This window comes from Pseudomonas sp. EA_65y_Pfl2_P74 (genome assembly GCF_963970575.1).
In the GTDB taxonomy this organism is placed as follows: Bacteria; Pseudomonadota; Gammaproteobacteria; order Pseudomonadales; family Pseudomonadaceae; genus Aquipseudomonas; species Aquipseudomonas baetica_A.
Map to the genome: position 1 here is coordinate 181,370 of NZ_CAXAOQ010000004.1, position 18,741 is coordinate 200,110.

The window sequence follows — 18,741 nt, forward strand, 5'->3', positions numbered from 1 at the left end:
GAAGTGTGGTCAGTGCAGTGGGGTAACGGCGGGATTCCTCCCGCCGTTGGCGAAACGTCTTACGATTCTTCCGCAACCGGCGTCGGCACGGGCTCCGGCGTCGGTGTCGGGCCTTCGCGACGGCTTTCCTGGAACCAGTGCAGGGCGATCAGCACCAGTGTCGGTACGCCGAGCAATGCGGTGATGAGGAAGAAGTTGTGGTAACCGAACTTCTCCACCATGACCCCGGAATACCCACCAATGAGGCGCGGCAACAGGAGCATGATCGAGCTGAGCAGGGCGTATTGCGTTGCGGAGAATTTCAGGTTGGTCAGGCTCGACAGGTACGCAACAAACGCCGAAGTTGCAAGGCCCGAGCTGAAGTTGTCGAGGGAAATGGTCACCACCAGCATCTTAAGGTTCGGCCCCATGTCGGCCAGCATCAGGAACAGCAGGTTGGTGCCTGCCGAGGCCGCGCCACCGATAAACAGGATCGGCAGAATCCCGAAGCGTACGATCAGCAGGCCGCCCATGCCCGCACCCACGAGGGTCATGATCAGGCCGAAAATCTTGCTGACGCTGGCGATCTGATCCTTGGTGAAGCCCTGGTCGATGTAGAACACGTTGGCCATCACGCCCATGACCGTGTCGGACATCCGATAGGTAGCGATCAGCCCGAGCAACAACAGGGCTTGCCAGCGGTAGCGCAGGATGAAGTCGTTGACGGGCGTCAGCACGGGCGCAAGCCCACGGCGTCCCATGGCTGACAGGCACATCCAGGTGAGCAAGGTGTAGAGAATGGCGCGCAGGAAGGCGCGGTCTTCGAGCAGCAGGTCCAGCGGGCTGACGCCTTCAAACAGCACGCTGGCGAAATCGGTGTTGTACAACTGAGTGAACATCGCCGGCACGGACACCAACAAGATGATCAATACCAATACCGACATCAATTGGTGCATGAAGGTGTAGCGGCCGGCCTGCAATTGGGTGCGCAGCGGCACTGGCGGTTCACGCATGAACAGGGTCGTGAGCAGGGCGGGAATCATCAGCGCGCCGAACAGCGCATACGTGCCAGCCCAGGCCGAATGTTTGTAGTTGAAACCGGTCGAGCCAAAGCCTTCGGCGAAAAACAATGCGCCAGCGGTCGCCAACAGGGCGGCGACGCGATAGCCAGACATATAACTGGCGGCCAGTGCTGCCTGGCGGCTGTCGTCGGCGATTTCCAGGCGATAGGCATCCACCGCGATGTCTTGGGTGGCGGAAGCGAAGGCGACGACAACGGCGATGGCGATCAGCCAGGACAGATGCTTCTGCGGATCGCAGAAACCCATGCCGATCAGGCCCAGAATCACCAGCACCTGCGAGAGCACCAGCCACGAGCGGCGACGGCCAAGCTTGCCCAGCAAGGGCAGGCGCCATTGGTCGAGCAGCGGTGACCAGACCCATTTGAACGCATAGGCCAGGCCGATCAGGCTCGCGTAACCAATGGTTTCCCGGGCCACGCCGGCCTCACGCAGCCAGACGGAAAGCGTTGAAAACACCAGCATGTACGGCAGGCCGGCGGCGAAACCCAGCAGCAACAGCACGAGTGTCGAAGGACTGGCATAGGCGGCGAGCGCGGCGCGCCAGGTTTTACGGGGCATGGGCTGAAGTCTGCCTCAAGATTGCGAAAACAAAGCGCGCACTCTAACCGCTGTGCTCTACCGGACGCCAGCCATGACGCTGAATATCCACACGATTGTTCAGGATGGTGATGCCTTCCATGCGCAAACGCGCACGTTGTTCATCGCCCGATGGGCTGCCTGCCGGCAGGCTGATCCGACCGCCGGCGCCCAATACGCGGTGCCAGGGCAGTTTGGTGTCGCCGGGCAATTGACTCAGGGTGCGCCCGACCCAGCGCGCGGCACGCCCCAGCCCGGCAAGGTCAGCCAATTGACCATAGCTGACGACCTTACCCTCGGGCACTTGGGCGAGGGTCGAGTAGAGCGCCGTGCGTCGGATTTGCGCTTCGCTCTCGTTTTCGTGAATCAGGTCTGTCACGTCCGCGGTTCCTGAATGTGTTCGTTCGATATTTTCAAGGGTAAATGCAGACCGTGCAGTTGAGAAATGAACTCAATAGAAATAGTCCGGTCAGTCCTTGTCAGGGTCTTATTCCTACGGATAATGCCGAACTTTTTCGCAAACTTGAGCCCTCGATTCGCTTATGTTTTCCAGAACCTTGCTGTGCCTTGCTGTTTTCAGTGCGTCCACGCCCCTGCTTGCCGACACCGTCTGGATGAAGAACGGCGACAAGTTGAGCGGTAAAATCACCCTGTTCGATGGCGGTAAGCTGTTGGTTCAGACCCAGTACGCTGGTGCGGTCTCGATCAACTGGAAAGAGGTCAAGACCCTGGAAAGTGACCAGGAGTTGCTGGTCAAGCAGGACGCCTATAACGGTGAGAAAGCCAAATCGCTGACCGCTGCCGGCGACGGAAAGGTCACGCTGGCCAACGGCGAAGCGCCGAAAACCGTGGAGCTGGCGAGCATTCAGCAAATTCTCAAGCCCAAGCCGGTGGTCGAGGATCTGGTGTGGAAGGGTAATGTCGACCTGGCACTCGATTATCAGCGCGCCGAAAAGGACACTGATGATTACGACATCGGCTTCAAGACCTCTGCGCGTCATGGGCGCTGGCGTCATACCGCTGAAGGCGAATACAACCGCGAAGTGCAGAATGACGTGACCACCACCGACAACTGGCGCGCCGAGTATGCACTCGACCGGTTCCTGACCGATCAGTGGTTCTGGCAGGGGCGCCTGAACTACAAACGCGATCACGTCGAGGAATTGTCACGTCAGCGAGTCGTAGGTACCGGCCCCGGCTACCAGTTCTGGGATGACGAATTGGGTGCGTTCTCGCTCGGCTCGCTGTTGAACCGAACGGACTATGAATACAGCGATGGCAGCAAGGACAACTTTTACTCCGTCGCGATGAAGTGGGACTACAACCGCTACCTGATTGGCAAGAAGGTCGAGTTCTTCACTAACGGTGAGGTCGGCAAGCCGTTGTCCGGTGTGGCGGATTACGCGCTGGATGCCGAAATGGGGCTGCGCTACAAGGTTACCGACTGGGCTTCGCTGAATCTCAAGGCTGAGCGCGACATCATCAGCGGTACCGATGATGCCGATTTGAGCAAGACACGTTACACCGCAGGCTTTGGCGTGGCCTGGTAAGGCAAAAGCAAAAGATCGCAGCCTGCGGCGGCGCCTACAAAGAATCAGCGTAGGAGTTGCTGCGGGCTGCGATCTTTTTTTGCGCCTGGAAAACAAGCGCCCACAAAAAAGCCCCGCTTTTAAGGGCGGGGCTCTTTTCTAAAGAAGCTACAAGTTAGATAACTTGTACTTCTTCAGCTTGCATGCCTTTCTGACCGCGGGTAGCGATGAAAGAAACCTGTTGGCCTTCTTTCAGGCTTTTGAAGCCGTCGGATTGGATAGCTTTGAAGTGAACGAACAGGTCGTCACCGGATTGTGGAGTGATGAAGCCGAAGCCTTTTTCATCGTTGAACCACTTAACGGTACCGGTTTGGCGATTAGACATGGTGTAACTCCTTGAACAAAGATAACTGCGACGCAGGAAGAACCCTGGCCGAGACTGAGTGCAAAGAGCAGGAAAAATTCTTGTAGATGGTTGGATCGAAATTCAACATATCGTGTAGAGATTCTCAGTGACACAAGCAGCACAGTGGCGCCACCTTAACCCTTTTTCCCGAACGTGCCAATGCTTCTTGCGAAGGTTTCTCTGTTTTAAGGATCAGCGGTGCGACAGTTCGTCTCCAGAACCCGTATTTTCAGCGTGTTCGGCGAGAATTGCAGCGCGCACTTTGAACCCGGCGGCGCGCCCGGTAAGATGCCGGACAGAATTTTTCCACCTCGCTATTCAGGACACCCGCCATGAGCATCAAATCGGACAAGTGGATTCGCCGCATGGCGCAGGAACACGGCATGATCGAACCGTTCGTCGAGCGCCAGATGCGCGGCAGCGACGACAGCCGGGTGATCTCCTACGGTGTGTCGAGCTACGGCTACGATGTGCGTTGCACCAGCCACTTCAAGGTGTTCACCAACATCAATTCGGCCATCGTCGACCCGAAAAACTTCGACGCTGGCAGCTTTGTCGATATCCACAGCGATGTCTGCATCATTCCACCGAACTCCTTCGCGCTGGCCAGCACGGTCGAATACTTCCGCATTCCGCGCAACGTATTGACCATCTGCCTGGGTAAAAGCACCTACGCGCGCTGCGGCATCATCGTCAACGTCACGCCGCTTGAGCCGGAGTGGGAGGGCCACGTGACGCTGGAGTTTTCCAACACCACTAACCTGCCGGCGAAAATCTACGCCAACGAAGGCGTGGCGCAGATGCTGTTCCTTGAGTCCGACGAGGAATGTGAAGTGTCCTATAAGGATCGCGGCGGCAAGTATCAGGGCCAGCGTGGCGTCACTCTGCCGCGTACCTGATCGTCCATCCGGCGGATGTCGGGAATTCTTTGGCGGGCAGACACTCTATGGGGTGTACTGCCCGTTTTTGTTTCTGGCAAAACGGGCCTTCGCTGAGGAGTGTTCCATGAAGATCGATCCGCATATCACTGCCGAACTGGCAAGGCTTGAGCCCAATCAGGTTGGCGTTTTAGCCTGGTCCTTGTTGGCACACCCGACCCTGAGCATGGCGGGGGGAATTCCCGGTCAGCCCGATCCTGATACCCCCAACGAACAACCGACCGAGCCGGGTGAGCCGACGCGTCCCGACGAGCCGCCACCGGCGCCAGTTGCCTAACTCACATGCGATGGCCCGTCATTTGAAGTCCTCGAAGGCTTCAACTGACGGGCCATACTTCGTTATCACCGATGACAAATATCCTGCAGTTGTCATCTCGTTTGATCGCATAACCACCGGTGAACGCGCCGAACGCCGGCATCAAGCTGACGCGTTCGCCCACGCTGAAACACGCCAAACGCAAACTCTGCCGGCCCTTGCCATGCAGCCGATAAACCGGGTGTACATGACCGGCCAGCACATGTCTTTCCGGATGAGGAATCGGTTCATGCTGCAAGGCAAACGGCCCGAGCAGCATCGGTTCTGCAACCACTCTGATGTTAAGCGCCACTGGTGGATCGCCCGCACGTTTGTCGTGATTGCCACGGATCAGCGTCATCGGCAGATCCGCGTGGCGAGCTCGCCATTGCGCCAGCGCGTTCAATGTGCCGGGCGAATGAGAGCCCGGACCATGAAGGAAATCCCCCAGAAAAATGAGTTGCCGACAGGGATGCTGGTTCAGCAGTTGATCGAGCATCGCGATATTGCTCGCCGTCGTGCCTTGCGGAACGGGCTGCCCGAGGCTGCGATAGGCGCCAGCCTTGCCAAAATGGACATCGGCGATGAGCAGCGCCTGTTGTGCCGGCCAATACAGGGCTTTTTCCGGCAATAGCCAGAGTTCTTCACCGGCCAGATGCACAGGGTAGAGCGTACTCATCAGCGTTTGCCCGTGTCGGCAGATTGCTCCAGGTCGCCGACCATCCGTCTGATACGGTCAGCGAGTTTTTCCGAACTCATGCGCTCGCGCATACGTTCCACCAAGAGGGGAAACCCCAGGGGCGTAGGGCGTTTGATCCGGTGCATGTCCAGTTTCATTCCTTGGAGGCGCTCCAGCGTCTGTTCCAGCCTGCGAATATCCAGTTCTTCACGCAGGACTTCTTCCCCGGCTTGCGCCAGCAGCAGATTGTCACGGTCATATTGTTTGAACACTTCGAAGAATAATCCGCTGGAGGCTTGCACCTGGCGGGTACTTTTCGGTGCGCCTGGAAAACCGGCGAACACCAGTCCGGCGATCCGGGCGATTTCCCGAAAGCGCCGCAAGGCCAGTTCTCCGGCGTTGAGACTGGCCAGAACGTCGGCTAACAGATGATCGCAAGTGAATAACGCCTCGTTCAGGTGTTCTGCCCAATCAACCGGCGTGGCGCTGAGCAATTCCAGCCCGTAGTCATTGACGGCAATCGAGAATGTCAGCGGCTGACGCTGACTGACGCGCCAGGCCAGCAGGCTTGCAAGCCCCAGATGCACTTGTCTTCCGGCGAACGGGTAGAGAAACAGGTGCCAGCCTTCACGGGATTTCAGCGCTTCGGTCAGCAGGTGGCGGGTCGTGGGCAAGCCAGAGGCGCGCGCCTGTGTTTCCAGCAGGGGGCGCAGTGCCTGCATTTCCGGACCGGCAAACTCACCTTGCGCGGCGGCGCTCAAGCGCGTCACCACCGCTTGCGCCAGTTCACTGGAAAGCGGCATGCGTCCGCCGTTCCAGCGTGGTACGGCGGCTTTTTTAGCGGCGCTGCGTTTGACGTAAGCGGTCATGTTTTCCACGCGCACCAGTTCCAGCAAACGTGCGGCGAACAGAAAACCATCACCCGGTTTAAGGCGGGCAATGAAGCCTTCTTCGACGCTGCCCAATGGCTTGCCTGCGCCGCCCTTGCTCCAGAACTTCAACTGCATGCTCGCGTCGCTGACGATGGTGCCGATGCTCATGCGGTGCCGCCGCGCCAGTCGCGCATCGGGCACGCGCCAGACACCATGCTCATCCGGTTCGACCCGGCGGTAATCCGGATAAGCCGTCAGAGACATGCCGCCATGGCGTACGAAAGCCAGCGCCCATGCCCAATCGACGGGTGTGAGGTCGCGATAAGCCCAAGCGCCACGGACTTCTTCGTACAACGCTTCGGGTATAAATCCGCCCCCCAGTGCCATGCTGACCACATGCTGCACCAGCACATCCAGCGGTTGATGCGGCGACCATCGCGGTTCAATTTGTCTTTGCTCCACGGCATCGCGAGCGGCGGCGGCCTCGATCAGTTCAAGGCTGTGCGTCGGCACCAGCGTTACTCGTGAAGTGCGCCCCGGTGCGTGGCCAGATCGCCCGGCGCGCTGCATCAGACGTGCCACGCCCTTGGCTGAGCCGATTTGCAGCACGCGCTCTACCGGCAGGAAGTCCACGCCCAGATCCAGGCTTGAGGTACACACCACGGCTTTGAGTTGCCCGTCCTTGAGCGCCTGCTCAACCCAGTCGCGGGTGTCGCGGGACAGCGAACTATGGTGCAAAGCGATCAACCCGGCCCAGTCCGGGCGCGCCTCAAGCAACGCCTGATACCAGATTTCCGACTGCGCCCGGGTGTTGGTGAACACCAGGCTGCTGGCGCAGGCGTCGAGTTCGGCGACCACTTGCGGCAGCATCTTCAGACCGAGATGCCCGACCCATGGAAAACGTTCGATGGTCGGGGGGAGGAGGGTGTCGACTGTCAGGGATTTTTCGCTCTGGCCCTGAATACTCACGCCACCGCCCTGTGGGATCAGCACCTGTTCGGCGTGGGATTGATTACCCAGCGTGGCGGAGACGCCCCAGACGATCAGGTCGGCTTGCCAGTGGCGCAGGCGGGCGAGGGCCAATTGCAATTGCACGCCGCGTTTGTTACCGAGTAGTTCGTGCCATTCGTCGACAACCAGCATACGCAGGGTTGAGAGCGCAGTTTGTGCGTCAGCGCGGGCGAGCATCAGCGTCAGGCTCTCAGGTGTGGTGATCAGCGTGGTGGGCAGGCGTCGACTCTGACGGGCCCGTTCGCTGCTGGCGGTGTCGCCTGTGCGCAGGCCGATGCTCCAGGGAATGTGTAAATCATCGACAGGCATTTGCAGGGCGCGCGCAGTGTCGGCGGCGAGGGCGCGCATTGGCGTGATCCACAGCACGGTCAGCGGTTCGGCCAGCGGTTTGCGTTTGCGCGATGTTTCGACGGTTGGCGCGGATCTGGCGAAACGATTGAGTGCCGCAAACCACACGGCATAGGTTTTACCGGCGCCGGTGCTGGCATGGAGCAAACCGGATTCGCCGTTTTTGACAGCGGCCCACACCTGTTTCTGGAACGCGAAGGGCTTCCAGTGTCGGGCGCTGAACCAGGTTTTTGCGAGGTCGGGGGATTTCGCCATGCGGGCTGCGCGCACTCTGGAGGGGTTATTCCAGTGACCGCGGTGCCCGCTAACAAGTTTAATTTCGTCAGTAGCTCAATACCCTTGTGGGGGCGAGCTTGCTCGCGAAGACGTCGCCACATTCAACATCATTGTTGACTGACCGATCGCTTTCGCGAGCAGGCTCGCTCCCGCAGGTTTTATGTGTGCAAATTATTTGAGGTTGCCGCTGAGGAATTGTTGGAGGCGCTCGCTTTTCGGATTGCCCAGCACGTCCTCAGGCGCGCCTTCCTCTTCGACCAGTCCTTGGTGCAAAAACAGGACCTGACTGGATACTTTGCGGGCGAAGCTCATTTCGTGGGTCACCATGATCATGGTCCGGCCTTCTTCAGCCAGCCCCTGAATCACCTTCAGTACCTCGCCCACCAGTTCCGGATCCAGCGCCGAGGTCGGTTCATCGAACAGCATGACTTCCGGCTCCATCGCCAGCGCGCGGGCAATCGCCACACGCTGTTGCTGGCCGCCCGACAGAAACGCCGGGTACTGATCCGCCACCCGCGCTGGCAGGCCGACCTTGTCCAGATAACGTCGGGCACGGTCTTCGGCTTCCTGTTTGCTGCAGCCCAGCACCCGGCGCGGGGCCATGGTGATGTTTTCCAGCACGGTCATGTGGCTCCACAGGTTGAAATGCTGGAACACCATCGCCAGGCGCGTGCGCAGGCGTTGCAGTTCATTGGCATCAGCCACATGCACGCCATGGTGGTCGGTGACCATGGCAATCGCTTGGTCGTCGAGACTCATCGCGACTTGATTGGGTTGTTCGAGAAAATTGATACAGCGCAAAAAGGTACTTTTGCCCGAGCCGCTGGCGCCGATCAGGCTGATCACGTCGCCAGTCCTGGCCTTGAGCGAAACGCCTTTGAGCACCTGATGGTCGCCATAGCTTTTGTGCAGGTTTTCAACGGTCAGTTTGTACATGGGACAGACATCCTCAAGGCGAAAGTAGGTAGCCGCTGCGATAGGCTTCAGCGCCCGCGACGTGGGCGATCACCATGCCGGCCGTGGCCATGCGCCGCAATGAGCGGGCGTACATCAAACCGGCAATGGTGCAATGAATGGGCGTGACCCGGTCGTTGATCGGGTCAATGATTTCGGCGATCTGCTGACCAGCCTCCAGGTATTGCCCCGCAGTGGCGCAATACACCAACAGGCCGCCGACTGGCGTGATCACCGGTTCCACCCCGGCCAGCGGCGTGGCGGGGAACGGCAGTGGCGGCTGCGGCTTGGTTTCGCCAACGATCGCATCGAACTGCACCAGATAATCGAGCAGCGCCTGGCAGTCGCGGCTGGCCATCGGGTGATTGACATCACCCTGGCCGCGCAACTCCACGGTCACCGAGAAACTGCCCAGCGGAATCTTGAAGTGTTCGCCGAAACGTTCTTTGAGTTGCCACCAGAGCAGGGTGAAGCATTCATCGAACGACTGACCGCCGGAATCGGTGGCCAACAGACTGGCCTGGGATTCGATGTAACGCGCCAGAGGCTCGACCTGCGGCCACGCTTCGGGCGTGGTGTAGAGGTGAACCACCGATTCGAAGTCGCAATGCAGGTCGAGCACCATGTCCGCATCGCAAGCCAGCCGTTGCAGGATCAGGCGTTGGGATTGCAGTTGCGTACTGGCGGTCTGGCGGGCGAGGGCGCTGCGCAGGCTGGCGCGGATCAGCTCGAGGTTGCGCTGCGGGTCGTCGCTCAGTCTGGCCTCGATGTCGTTGCCGATTTCTTCGCTCAGGTCGACGAACCAGCGGTTGAAGTTCTGCCCGCTCTCCAGCTCGTAGCGGCCCAGCGGCACGTCCATCAGCACTTGTTCGAGGCCAACCGGGTTGGCCACCGGCACCAGCACGATTTCGCTGCGCAGGCGCCCGGCGGCTTCGAGCTCCTTCAGGCGCTGCTTGAGGTGCCAGGCCACGAGCATCCCGGGCAATTCGTCGGCGTGCAGCGAAGACTGGATGTAGACCTTGCCTTTGGCCTGCTCCGGGCCGAAGTGAAAACTGTGAATCTGTCGTGCGGTCCCCGGCAGCGGGGCCAGCAAGTCATGTATCTGGTGGCGCATTTGAGCTAAGTCCTAGTGGGTCGGCCCGAGGAAGGCCAGCCATCGGCGTTCGGCGAGGCGGAACAGGCCGACCAGCGCGAAAGTAATGGTCAGGTAGATCAGCGCGGCGATGCCGAACGACTGAAACGTCAGGAAGGTCGCCGAGTTGGCGTCCCGGGCCACTTTCAAAATGTCAGGGACGGTCGCGGTGAAGGCCACGGTGGTCGAGTGCAGCATCAGGATCACTTCGTTGCTGTAATAAGGCAACGAGCGGCGTAGCGCCGAGGGCATGATCACGTAGGCATACAGCTTCCACCCTGTCAGCCCGTAAGCTTTGGCCGCTTCGACTTCGCCGTGGTTCATGCTGCGAATCGCCCCGGCGAAAATCTCCGTGGTGTAGGCGCAAGTGTTCAGGGCAAAGGCCAGAATGGTGCAGTTCATCGCATCGCGAAAGAAGCTGTCGAGAATCGGCTGCGCGCGCACGGCGGCCAGGCTGTAGATGCCGGTGTAGCAAATCAGCAACTGGATATACAGCGGCGTACCCCGGAACAGGTAGGTGTAGAACTGCACGGGCCAGCGGATGTAGAAGTGCGTGGAGACCCGAGCGATCGACAGCGGAATGGATGCGAAGAATCCGATGAAGATCGAGGCGCTGAGCAGCCACATCGTCATCGCCAGCCCGGTGATGTTGTTGCCGTCGGTATAAAGGAAGGGTTTCCAGTATTGCTGTAGAAGTTCGATCATCGTACGGCCTCCCGGGAGCCGGCGGCATAACGGCGTTCGAGCCTGCGCAGGATGATGTTCGAGGCGCTGGTGATCAGCAGATAGATCAACGCGGCGAGTACCAGAAAGTAGAACAGTTGATAGGTGCTTTTGCCGGCGTCCTGCGCGGCTTTGACCAAATCGGCCAAGCCGATGATCGACACCAGCGCGGTGGCCTTGAGCATCACCATCCAGTTGTTGCCGATGCCGGGCAGGGCGAAGCGCATCATCTGCGGGAACACCACCAGGCGAAAACGCTGGCCGCGTTTGAGGCCATAGGCGGTGGCCGCTTCAACCTGGCCGCGTGGCACCGCGAGGATTGCGCCACGGAAGGTCTCAGTGAAATACGCGCCATAAATGAAGCCCAGGGTCAGGACCCCGGCGCTGAACGGGTCAATCTCGATGTAATCCCATTCCAGGTAGTCGGTGAGCAGGGTCAACCAGGTTTGCAGGCTGTAGAAAATCAGCAGCATCAGCACCAGGTCGGGCACCCCGCGAATGAGCGTGGTGTAGAGCTGGGCGGGCAGGCGCACCAGTTTGACTTTTGACAGCTTGGCACTGGCGCCGATCAGACCGAGCAGCACGGCCACCAGCAGCGACATCGCCGATAATTTGATGGTCATCCAGGTGCCTTCCATCAGCAAAGGACCGAAGCCCTTGAGGCTGAAGGCAGAGAGCCCCAGATTTTGTAAGAGGGTTTCAAACATAAATCAGCAACCTGAGCGGGTGGAAAAGGCGCCCATCGAGTGATGGGCGCCGGGGTGTTATTTGCCGCTGTACAGATTCAGATCGCCAAAGTGTTTCTTCTGGATGGTGGCGTAGGTGCCATCATCGTGTAACGCTTTGATACCTTTATCCAAAAGTGCCTTCAGCGCAGTGTTACCTTTCTTAATACCGACAGCAGTTTTGGCTGGCAGCAATTCGCTGTCCACTGGCTTGCTGACGTCATAATCGGCGCCCTGTGGCGACTTCAAAAAGCCCAGTTCGGCTTGCAGCATGTCCTGGATGCCAGCGTCGAGACGGCCGGACGTCAGGTCGGAATACACCTGATCCTGGTTTTGATAGGCCTGGGTTTTCACGCCTGCCTTGTCCAGAACGGCTTTGGCATAGGCTTCCTGAATGGTGCCTTGCTCGTAGCCCACGGTTTTGCCCTTCAGGGACGCCACGTCTGCTGTGACGCCAGAACCTTTCTTGAACACATAAGCGGTCGGACCGGAGAACAGTTCGCTGGAGAAGTCGATGACTTTTTCACGGGCCGGGGTCACGGTCATCGACGAGATCACACCGTCGAATTTATTGGCCTTGAGGCCCGGAATCATGCCGTCGAAGTCACTTTCGACCCACTTGCACTTGACCTTCAGTTCGGCGCAGATCGCGTTGCCCAGGTCGATGTCGAAGCCCACCAGGCTGCCGTCGGCCGCTTTCGACTCAAACGGTGCGTACGAAGGGTCAACGCCAAAGCGCAACTCTTTGTATTCCTTGGCCAGCGCGGAGCCGGCGGCCATGCACAACGCCAGTGCAGAAAGGGTCAGCAATGCTTTTTTCATTATTCAATCCCTAAGAACCAATATGAGCGCTTGTGGCGCAGAATTATTGTTACTGGAACGCGTACGACCTATTAAAAGTAGCAATTTCCGAACCACAGTCCCGAACAAGTGTTTTAAAAGGTTGGGGAAGGGAGAGGAGAGAGTGATTGGTGCACAGAAACGGGCATCGTAAATACCTTGCACCAAATCAGTTCAAATGGCGTCGACGCGCGGCGTGGTACTGATCCAGTCAGGCCAGCAGATCTTGCAGTGTTGCCAGACTGTCCGCTTCTTCTACGGTTTTGTCCTGGCGCCAGCGCAGCATCCTTGGGAACCGCACCGCAATCCCGCTTTTATGCCGTCGCGACAGGGCGATCCCTTCGAAACCCAGTTCAAATACCAGGCTCGGCTTGACGCTGCTGACCGGGCCGAACTTTTCCACGGTGGTCTTGCGTACGATGCTGTCGACTTCGCGCATCTCTGCGTCGGTCAGCCCGGAATAGGCCTTGGCGAACGGTACCAATGTACGTTGACTCGACTCCGGCGGCCCGTCCCACACGGCAAAGGTGTAATCGCTGTAGAGGCTGGCGCGCCGCCCGTGACCGCGCTGTGCGTAGATCAACACCGCATCGACACTGAACGGATCGACCTTCCATTTCCACCAAACGCCCATGTCCTTGGTGCGGCCGATGCCATACAAGCCGTCGCGTGCCTTGAGCATCATGCCCTCGACACCTAATCGGCGGGAGGCTTCGCGCTGGCGGGCGAGGTCAGACCAATCGGTGCCGGTCAGCACCGGCGAGGCGAGCAACACCGGGCTGTTGCAGCGCGCAATGACCTCTTCCAATTGGGCGCGGCGCTTGGCTTGCGGCTGGTTGCGCCAGTCTTCGCCCTGCCATTCCAGCAGGTCGTAGGCAAGCACCACCACCGGCACCTCCTGGAGAATTTTCCGGTCAAGGTTTTTGCGGCCGATCCGCTGTTGCAGCAGGGCGAACGGTTGCACCGCTGGCGGCTCCGGCGATTGCGGATCGAAGGCGTCTTCAGTGCTCGGGTGGGTGCTTTTCCACACCACGATTTCGCCATCGATCACTGTGCCATCGGGCAGGCCGTGTACCAGCGCATCAAGTTCGGGGAAGCGCTCAGTCACCAACTCTTCGCCCCGCGACCAGACCCACAAGCGGCTGTCACGCTTGATCACTTGCGCACGAATGCCGTCCCACTTCCATTCCACTTGCCAATGACTGGCAGGCCCGATCAGCCCTTCAAACGCTTCAACCGGTTGCGACAAAGCATGAGCAAGAAAAAACGGGTACGGCTGACCGCCGCGCTGGGCATGTTCATCGGCAGATTCTGGCGCGATCAATTTCAGATAGCTGGCGGCGTTCGGTCGGTTGGACTGATCGGTGTAACCGACCAGGCGTTGCGCTATGCGCTTGCTGTCCAGGCCGGCCATTGAGGCCAACGCCCGTGTCACCAACAATTTCGACACGCCGACGCGCAAACTGCCGGTGATCAACTTGATGCACAACATCAGGCTCGGTCGATCCAGTTGCGCCCACAGCGCCGGCAGTTGCTTGGACAGGTAGTCCGGGGTTTCACCGCGCAGCGGCAGCAATTTGTCCTCGATCCATTGCGCGAGGCCGGCATCGGAGTTGTGCGGATTTTCCGGAAGCACCAGTGAAATGGTTTCCGCCAGATCGCCTACCGATTGATAGCTTTCCTCGAACAGCCAGGGTTCCAGGCCGGACACCCCGACCGCACGTTCACGCAGGATGCGCACCGGGACCAGTTGCCGAGGGCGTCCGCCGCAGAGGAAGTACACCGCCCACGCCGCATCTTGCGGTGCTGCCTGGGCGAAGTAGGCTTGCATTGCCGCCAGTTTGGCGTTGCTCGACGTGGTCGCGTCGAGCTCGGCGTACAACTCGGCGAAGGCTTTCATGCAGACGTCTCGGCAATGGTCGGTTCGACGGTGATGTTTTCGTCTTCGTCATCGCCGTATTCGGTGTTGAAGCCTTGAGCATCCAGACCTTGTTCACGCAGATGGCGCACCAGGACGCCTATCGAGCCGTGGGTAACCATCACCCGTTCGGCGCCGGTCTGATTGATCGCCCAGAGCAGGCCGGGCCAATCGGCGTGATCGGACAGCACGAAACCGCGATCGACCCCGCGCCGTCGGCGGGGGCCGCGCAGACGCATCCAGCCGCTGGCGAAACCGTCGCTGAATTCACCGAAACGCCGCATCCAACTGCTGCCACCGGCCGAGGGCGGAGCAATGACCAAGGCCTGGCGCATGATCGGGTCGTTCTTTTTCAGGTCACCGGCATAGATCGTCGGCGGCAGGTACACGCCAGCGTCGCGGTAAACCCGGTTCAGCGGCTCCACAGCGCCGTGGCTGAGGATCGGGCCGAGTGTTTCATCGATGCCATGGAGAATCCGTTGGGCTTTGCCGAATGAGTAACAAAACAACACGCTGGCTTTGCCGGCGACGATGTTGGCCGACCACCATTGATTGATCTCGCTGAACACCTGTGCCTGCGGCTGCCAGCGGTAGATCGGCAGGCCGAAGGTCGATTCGGTGATGAACGTGTGGCAGCGCACCGGTTCGAATGGATGGCAGGTGCCGTCCGGCTCGATCTTGTAATCGCCCGACGCGACCCAGACTTCGCCGCCGTATTCCAGACGTATCTGAGCCGAGCCGAGTACGTGGCCAGCCGGATGAAAGCTCAATGTGACGCCGTGATGAGTCAGGCGCTGACCGTAAGCCAGGGTTTGCAAGTGGATGTCCTGGCCGAGGCGGGCGCGCAGGATGCCTTCGCTGGCGCTGCTGGCCAGGTAATGCTGGTTGCCGGTGCGGGCGTGATCGCCATGGGCATGGGTGATCACCGAGCGTTCGACCGGCCGCCACGGGTCGATGTAAAAATCCCCGGCGGGGCAGTACAAACCTTCAGGGCGGGCGATAACAAGATCCATGTCGTTACCAGAATGGAGGGCTTGTTAGCTATGAGGTTTGGGCGTGCTCAGAAGTTCTATGGATTTTTCAGTGCGTGGGGACAAAGCCAATGTGGGCTTGTTCGCGAGGGTGTCGTGTCAGTCGAGATATTTCGTAATGACACAGCGCTTTCGCGAGCAAGCCCGCCACAGAGGGACGGCGTTTTATTTACCCGGCGTAAGGGTCAAGCGCGTCTTGCCGTAAACCCGCTCAAAGTTCTGCGGTTGCATCGGCAAACCGATGTACTGGCCCTTGAGCCATGCATCAATCCCGTTGAGGTAATTCGGGCTGACCGGATTGCCCGACTGGCCCGTACCGTTTTGCCCCATCAGCGGTTCGGTCTGGCCGAAGTCGACGATAAACCGCATCGACGGCGCATGGGTCGTGTTGAAGTCCTGCCCCCAGTTAAACGCCGCCGTGTTCAACGTCGTGTGATCGCCGCCCGCCGCCAGCGGCCCACGAACGGTCTGGCCATCGGCATTCTTCCACGTGTAGCTGTGCAGTTTGCCCCACTGCCAAGCCTTGTGATCGCCACCCAACAGACTGTCGCCGGCGGTGATCGCTGCGGCCAGGCTGCGGGCGAGAATCAGCGCTTTATCCTCTTTCTGCGCCGTGCGAATGTCATCCCAGAACGGACTGTCCTCGCGTCCCAGCAGATGATCAGCCTGGGCTGTGTAGGATAAGTTGCCATTGGCAATAAACGCTTTCCACGCCGGGCTGGACTCGGGGCCGAGTTCGTCGAGGAAGATCTGTTTCATGCTTTCTTGCAGGAACAGTTCGTAGATCGCCGCGTCGGCGGACGTCGGGCTGAGCTTGCCGTCGAACGCCATCAACCGGCTAAAGGCTTCGCGGGCCTTGCCGCGTTCAATCGGCGGCAAAGCGTCGATGGCCTGTTTCAGCGATTGTTTCATGCCCGGTGCTTCGAATACCTTTTTCAGCTTGGCGGCGAACGTGGTGGTCTGGTCGTATTGCATGGCAATCACGCTGCGACTGTCGTGTTTGCCGCTGCCGGCCAGTTCGGCCAAGCGTTCGCCACGCTCCGGCGCGGCCCAGGAGTTGGACAACTGCATGCCGTAACCGTGGGGGATGACACGCTGGTTGGCGGTGCCGAGCCAGCCCTGTGCCGGATCCTGATCATAGGGATGTAGCATGGGGTCGGCGTAACCGTCCCAATCGTAACGGCCTTCCCAGCCCGGCGATGGCAGCAGGCCTTCGCCTTCACGACGGTTGGGGAAACGCCCGGTGACTTGCCAGCCGATGTTACTGGCGTCGGCGAACACCAGATTCAGGGCGATCGCGCGGATTTCCCGGCTCGCGTCCGAGGCGCGCTCAACATTCTGCGCACGGCTCAGGTCAAAAAACGCGTCCAGGGATTTGTCGTCGGTAAAACTCGGCGTCTGCAAGGCCAGGCCAAAACCGTTGCCTTGTGCCGCCGCCTGAGCGCTATTGAGCAGGGCACCGTGACGGGTTTCGTACACTGCTTCGCGAATCGGCCGCTGGCCTTTGACGAAGTAGGTTTCGTTGCGCACGCCCAGCGGCTGCCATTTGCCGTTGACCTCGTAGGTCAGGCTGCTGCCCTGGCGGCGGATCTTTTCCAGAAACAGGTCCTGGTTGTCGCCGAGCACGCTGCTCAGGCTCCACGCCACTTTGCCGTTGAAGCCCCCGAGGACCATCGGCAAACCGGCGACGGTGACGCCGGCGGCCTGATATTTCGGCGCGCGGATCTGTACAAAGGTCCACAACGACGGCGCGGCCAGCGGCCCATGGCTGTCGCTGGCCAGCAGGCTTTTGCCGCTGCGGCTGCGTTGCGGGGCCATTGCCCAGTTGTTCGAAGAGGTGGCGCCGAGCAAGTTCAGTGCCGATAGCTGCTGGCTGGTGTTACTCAGTTCGTTCAGGCCCGGTATTTGCCCGTTGAGCTTGAGCCCTTTGAGCTTGTCGGCTTCAGCCAGCGGCAGGTTCTCGTCTGGTGCGGAGGGGGTCAGCCAGGCAAGTTTGTCGGTGGTCATGGTTTGCGCCAGGACCAGCGACGAGATCTCTTGCGGCAGATTGGCCGACTGGCTGAAGTTCAGCAGTGCAAAAATCAGCGCCGAATCTTCCGGTTTCCAGTATTCAGGCTTGTAACCGCTGGAGGCGAGATCCCCCGGCAATTTGTCGGCGTAGCGGAACAGGTAGGCGTTGACGCCCCGGGCATAGACTTCGAAGAAACGCTTGAGCCGTGGCGACGAGGCTTTATACAACTCGCCGGCACTTTTCTTCAGGTTGACGGCGCGCATGTAGCGGTCGGCATCCAGCATCGAGGCGCCAGACATTTCCGCCAGACGGCCCTGAGCCAACAGACGCAGCGTGACCATTTGGTTGATGCGATCGCTGGCATGCACGTAGCCGAGGCTGAACAGCGCGTCATGGAAGCTGTTGCTTTCGATCAACGGCATGCCCATGGCATTGCGCCGCACCGAAACGTTCTGCGCCAGCCCCTTGAGCGGTTGCACGCCGGAGGTGGGTGGGAGGCTGTCCTGAGCGTTCCAGGTCTGGCAACCGGACAGGCCCAAAACACTGGCCACTGCTGCGGCAACGCCGAACCGGGGAAGAAAATGTGTAAGGGCTGGCGAGGCCATGGCAAAGCTCCTGCGGGGGGTAGCGTCAGTAAAGGCGCTACGTTAGTGAGCAGGAGGATGCCGCGCAAGCGGGGGCGGGGGTTATTTCCAGATTTATGGCGGACGGTAAACCCCGGCATCAGGTCGTCCCGTGTGCGTTCGATCGCTTGCTTTGAGGAAGGGGGGGATGCTCAAGTGCACATTATTCAATGAACCGCGTGAGAGAAATCGCCATGGAGCTTCAGGCCAACGCCGCACTGATCATCATCGACCAGCAAAAAGGCATCCTGCATCCGCGCTTGGGGCGGCGCAATAATCCTGACGCTGAAGCGCGAATCCTTGATTTGCTGGGCATTTGGCGTAGCAGTGGGCGACCGGTGATTCATGTGCAGCACTTGTCGCGCTCGCCGGAATCAGTGTTCTGGCCCGAGCAGTCCGGAGTGGAGTTTCAGGCAAGGTTTATGCCGCAGGACGGCGAGTGGCTGATTCAGAAACAGGTCCCGGATGCATTTTGTGGCACGGGGCTGGAGGCGCGGTTGCGTGAAGCGCGGATCGCACAGGTGATCATCGTTGGCGTGGCGACCAACAACTCGGTGGAATCCACCACGCGCACGGCGGGCAATCTGGGGTTCGAGGCGTGGGTCGCGGAGGATGCGTGTTTCACCTTCGACAAGGCCGATTATTTCGGTACGCCGCGTTCAGCCCAGGAGGTACACGCGATGTCGCTGGGGAATCTGGATGGGGAGTATGCGACGGTGGTCAGTTCAGGCCGGATTCTGGCTATCGCCTGAGAAACCTGTGGGAGCTGGCAAGCCCGCTCCCACAAGGATCG

The 18,741-nt window shown here is 59.8% G+C and carries 17 protein-coding genes; 4 read left to right on the top strand and 13 right to left on the bottom strand.

Translation table 11 applies throughout. The features are described 5' to 3' along the window. Window positions 1-59: 59 nt before the first annotated feature. Together AACY18_RS04595 and AACY18_RS04600 are read right to left on the bottom strand one after the other, a co-directional pair. Window positions 60-1,619, bottom strand: a complete 1,560-nt coding sequence (locus tag AACY18_RS04595; protein ID WP_339430614.1) for an AmpG family muropeptide MFS transporter — start codon at window positions 1,617-1,619, stop codon at window positions 60-62. Between the two features lie 43 nt (window positions 1,620-1,662). After that, window positions 1,663-2,016 (bottom strand): MGMT family protein, encoded by a 354-nt coding sequence (locus tag AACY18_RS04600; RefSeq protein WP_339430615.1) that lies wholly within the window; start codon window positions 2,014-2,016, stop codon window positions 1,663-1,665. 163 nt (window positions 2,017-2,179) lie between these two features. On the opposite strand from AACY18_RS04600, the gene AACY18_RS04605 reads away from it, so the two are divergent. Beyond that, window positions 2,180-3,187 carry a DUF481 domain-containing protein gene (locus tag AACY18_RS04605; protein ID WP_221731464.1) on the top strand — a complete coding sequence of 336 codons (1,008 nt, stop codon included), beginning with the start codon at window positions 2,180-2,182 and terminating at the stop codon, window positions 3,185-3,187. Window positions 3,188-3,341: 154 nt separating this feature from the next. Here AACY18_RS04605 and AACY18_RS04610 read toward each other — a convergent pair whose 3' ends face one another. Beyond that, window positions 3,342-3,551 carry a cold-shock protein gene (locus tag AACY18_RS04610; protein WP_002554837.1) on the bottom strand — a complete coding sequence of 70 codons (210 nt, stop codon included), beginning with the start codon at window positions 3,549-3,551 and terminating at the stop codon, window positions 3,342-3,344. 353 nt (window positions 3,552-3,904) lie between these two features. Here AACY18_RS04610 and dcd point away from each other — a divergent pair, with 353 nt between their 5' ends. Both dcd and AACY18_RS04620 read left to right on the top strand, forming a co-directional pair. Beyond that, a complete protein-coding gene (dcd, locus tag AACY18_RS04615) occupies window positions 3,905-4,471 on the top strand; it encodes a dCTP deaminase (RefSeq protein ID WP_085724551.1) in 567 nt (188 codons plus the stop codon). Between the two features lie 106 nt (window positions 4,472-4,577). Continuing rightward, window positions 4,578-4,787, top strand: coding sequence for a hypothetical protein (locus AACY18_RS04620; protein ID WP_339430617.1), 210 nt, complete (start codon window positions 4,578-4,580; stop codon window positions 4,785-4,787). Window positions 4,788-4,827: 40 nt separating this feature from the next. Here the strand turns inward: AACY18_RS04620 and pdeM are convergent, their stop codons facing one another. The 10 genes from pdeM to AACY18_RS04670 all read right to left on the bottom strand — a co-directional run bounded on the left by pdeM (window position 4,828) and on the right by AACY18_RS04670 (window position 17,930). Continuing rightward, window positions 4,828-5,484, bottom strand: coding sequence for a ligase-associated DNA damage response endonuclease PdeM (gene pdeM, locus AACY18_RS04625; RefSeq protein WP_339464408.1), 657 nt, complete (start codon window positions 5,482-5,484; stop codon window positions 4,828-4,830). Next, window positions 5,484-7,970 carry a ligase-associated DNA damage response DEXH box helicase gene (locus AACY18_RS04630; protein ID WP_339464409.1) on the bottom strand — a complete coding sequence of 829 codons (2,487 nt, stop codon included), beginning with the start codon at window positions 7,968-7,970 and terminating at the stop codon, window positions 5,484-5,486. Before AACY18_RS04630 ends, pdeM begins: the two co-directional genes overlap by 1 nt. A 192-nt stretch (window positions 7,971-8,162) precedes the next feature. Beyond that, window positions 8,163-8,927 carry an ABC transporter ATP-binding protein gene (locus AACY18_RS04635; RefSeq protein WP_339430620.1) on the bottom strand — a complete coding sequence of 255 codons (765 nt, stop codon included), beginning with the start codon at window positions 8,925-8,927 and terminating at the stop codon, window positions 8,163-8,165. Window positions 8,928-8,940: 13 nt separating this feature from the next. After that, window positions 8,941-10,059 carry a succinylglutamate desuccinylase/aspartoacylase family protein gene (locus AACY18_RS04640; RefSeq protein WP_339464410.1) on the bottom strand — a complete coding sequence of 373 codons (1,119 nt, stop codon included), beginning with the start codon at window positions 10,057-10,059 and terminating at the stop codon, window positions 8,941-8,943. Window positions 10,060-10,071: 12 nt separating this feature from the next. Continuing rightward, window positions 10,072-10,782: an ABC transporter permease gene (locus tag AACY18_RS04645; protein ID WP_221731458.1), complete on the bottom strand. Its 711-nt coding sequence runs from the start codon at window positions 10,780-10,782 to the stop codon at window positions 10,072-10,074. After that, complete coding sequence (locus AACY18_RS04650) at window positions 10,779-11,507, bottom strand: ABC transporter permease (protein WP_339430622.1); 729 nt, start codon at window positions 11,505-11,507, stop codon at window positions 10,779-10,781. The genes AACY18_RS04645 and AACY18_RS04650 overlap by 4 nt, the downstream gene beginning before the upstream one ends. A 57-nt stretch (window positions 11,508-11,564) precedes the next feature. After that, window positions 11,565-12,347: a transporter substrate-binding domain-containing protein gene (locus AACY18_RS04655; RefSeq protein WP_221731456.1), complete on the bottom strand. Its 783-nt coding sequence runs from the start codon at window positions 12,345-12,347 to the stop codon at window positions 11,565-11,567. Window positions 12,348-12,576: 229 nt separating this feature from the next. After that, entirely contained in the window at window positions 12,577-14,265 is a 1,689-nt protein-coding gene (locus tag AACY18_RS04660) for an ATP-dependent DNA ligase (RefSeq protein ID WP_339430623.1), read from the bottom strand. After that, window positions 14,262-15,296, bottom strand: a complete 1,035-nt coding sequence (locus AACY18_RS04665; protein ID WP_339464411.1) for a ligase-associated DNA damage response exonuclease — start codon at window positions 15,294-15,296, stop codon at window positions 14,262-14,264. Before AACY18_RS04665 ends, AACY18_RS04660 begins: the two co-directional genes overlap by 4 nt. A 183-nt stretch (window positions 15,297-15,479) precedes the next feature. Further along, window positions 15,480-17,930 carry a penicillin acylase family protein gene (locus AACY18_RS04670; protein ID WP_339464412.1) on the bottom strand — a complete coding sequence of 817 codons (2,451 nt, stop codon included), beginning with the start codon at window positions 17,928-17,930 and terminating at the stop codon, window positions 15,480-15,482. Window positions 17,931-18,142: 212 nt separating this feature from the next. Here AACY18_RS04670 and AACY18_RS04675 point away from each other — a divergent pair, with 212 nt between their 5' ends. After that, a complete protein-coding gene (locus AACY18_RS04675; RefSeq protein WP_339430766.1) occupies window positions 18,143-18,700 on the top strand; it encodes a cysteine hydrolase family protein in 558 nt (185 codons plus the stop codon). Window positions 18,701-18,741 lie beyond the last annotated feature (41 nt).

What these genes read in the sequence shown, in the direction of transcription:
- pdeM (WP_339464408.1), bottom strand. Translation starts at nt 5,484, where the DNA reads ATGAGTACGCTCTACCCTGTGCATCTGGCCGGTGAAGAACTCTGGCTA.
- AACY18_RS04665 (WP_339464411.1), bottom strand. Translation starts at nt 15,296, where the DNA reads ATGGATCTTGTTATCGCCCGCCCTGAAGGTTTGTACTGCCCCGCCGGG.
- AACY18_RS04645 (WP_221731458.1), bottom strand. Translation starts at nt 10,782, where the DNA reads ATGATCGAACTTCTACAGCAATACTGGAAACCCTTCCTTTATACCGAC.
- AACY18_RS04595 (WP_339430614.1), bottom strand. Translation starts at nt 1,619, where the DNA reads ATGCCCCGTAAAACCTGGCGCGCCGCGCTCGCCGCCTATGCCAGTCCT.
- AACY18_RS04670 (WP_339464412.1), bottom strand. Translation starts at nt 17,930, where the DNA reads ATGGCCTCGCCAGCCCTTACACATTTTCTTCCCCGGTTCGGCGTTGCC.
- AACY18_RS04675 (WP_339430766.1), top strand. Translation starts at nt 18,143, where the DNA reads ATGGAGCTTCAGGCCAACGCCGCACTGATCATCATCGACCAGCAAAAA.
- AACY18_RS04610 (WP_002554837.1), bottom strand. Translation starts at nt 3,551, where the DNA reads ATGTCTAATCGCCAAACCGGTACCGTTAAGTGGTTCAACGATGAAAAA.
- AACY18_RS04605 (WP_221731464.1), top strand. Translation starts at nt 2,180, where the DNA reads ATGTTTTCCAGAACCTTGCTGTGCCTTGCTGTTTTCAGTGCGTCCACG.
- AACY18_RS04620 (WP_339430617.1), top strand. Translation starts at nt 4,578, where the DNA reads ATGAAGATCGATCCGCATATCACTGCCGAACTGGCAAGGCTTGAGCCC.
- AACY18_RS04635 (WP_339430620.1), bottom strand. Translation starts at nt 8,927, where the DNA reads ATGTACAAACTGACCGTTGAAAACCTGCACAAAAGCTATGGCGACCAT.
- dcd (WP_085724551.1), top strand. Translation starts at nt 3,905, where the DNA reads ATGAGCATCAAATCGGACAAGTGGATTCGCCGCATGGCGCAGGAACAC.
- AACY18_RS04655 (WP_221731456.1), bottom strand. Translation starts at nt 12,347, where the DNA reads ATGAAAAAAGCATTGCTGACCCTTTCTGCACTGGCGTTGTGCATGGCC.
- AACY18_RS04660 (WP_339430623.1), bottom strand. Translation starts at nt 14,265, where the DNA reads ATGAAAGCCTTCGCCGAGTTGTACGCCGAGCTCGACGCGACCACGTCG.
- AACY18_RS04640 (WP_339464410.1), bottom strand. Translation starts at nt 10,059, where the DNA reads ATGCGCCACCAGATACATGACTTGCTGGCCCCGCTGCCGGGGACCGCA.
- AACY18_RS04650 (WP_339430622.1), bottom strand. Translation starts at nt 11,507, where the DNA reads ATGTTTGAAACCCTCTTACAAAATCTGGGGCTCTCTGCCTTCAGCCTC.
- AACY18_RS04630 (WP_339464409.1), bottom strand. Translation starts at nt 7,970, where the DNA reads ATGGCGAAATCCCCCGACCTCGCAAAAACCTGGTTCAGCGCCCGACAC.